General features: G+C 64.2%; 1 protein-coding gene. It reads left to right on the top strand.

All coding sequences use genetic code 11. The annotated features are described in order from the left end of the window. Positions 1 to 97: 97 nt before the first annotated feature. Positions 98 to 1094: IS481 family transposase (locus GC119_RS10860; RefSeq protein WP_151953142.1), on the top strand; the 997-nt coding region annotated here is incomplete at its 3' end.

Here is a 1094-nt window from a genome sequence, read left to right on the forward strand (position 1 = left end):
TGTAGTTCCTCGGGAGGTTGTGAACGGGATTTGAGGTCAGAGAAGACCCCCGGTATCGAGGTGGGTAACGACACGCACCCTGACCCGGAGGTCTTCCATGACACACCGTAACGCCCCGATGACCATCGAGGGTAGGCGCCGGCTCGTCTGTCTTGTTGTCGATCACGGCTGGCCCCAGCGACGCGTTGCTGAACGCTTCCAGGTGTCCCCGGCAACGGTGTCTCGCTGGGTGAGCCGGCATCGGGCAGGGACCGGTTTGGCTGACCGCTCGAGCCGTCCGCACTACAGCCCGAACAGGCTCAGCGCACGTACCGAGCGACGGATCATCGCGCTGCGGTTCAACCGCCGATGGGGGCCGCACCGGATCGGCTATCACCTGCGCGTGCCACGCTCGACCGTCGGGCGGGTCCTGGCCCGCTACCGGATGCCGAAGCTGGACTGTATCGATCAGGCCACCGGCCTGCCGGTCCGCCGGCCGGCACCTCACCGGTATGAGGTCGATCAGCCTGGCAAGCTGGTCCACGTCGACATCAAGAAGCTTGGCCGCATCCCTGACGGTGGCGGCTGGCGGGCTCATGGCCGCGGATCGGGCCAGGACCGGAAGGTCCAGTCCTCACGGGGCAAAGCCGCGCGTGCCGGGCAGCCTTCGTCGCGGGGGTATCGGTACCTGCATCACGCCGTCGATGACTACTCCCGGCTGGTGTACTCCGAGATCCTCAATGACGAGAAGAAACACACCGCAGCAGGCTTCTGGAAGCGGGCGAACAGGTTCTTCACCAGTATCGGTGTCGCGATCGAAGCAGTCATGACCGATAACGGGGCTTGTTACCGGTCCGGAGACTTCCAGCAAGCCCTCGGAGATGGGGTCAGGCACAAGCGGACGAGGCCTCGCCGTCCGCAGACGAATGGGAAAGTCGAGCGGTTCAACCGGACGCTGATGAACGAATGGGCCTACGCGAGACCGTATGCCAGTGAGAGTGCTCGCGAGGATTCGTACGCAGCGTTCTTACATGACTACAATCACCACCGAGCCCACACCGCCATCGGGGGACTCTCACCAGCCGACCGCGTTCACAACCTCACGGGGAAGTACA

Source organism: Brevibacterium sp. Marseille-P9724 (genome assembly GCF_902500275.1).
GTDB lineage: Bacteria > Actinomycetota > Actinomycetes > Actinomycetales > Brevibacteriaceae > Brevibacterium.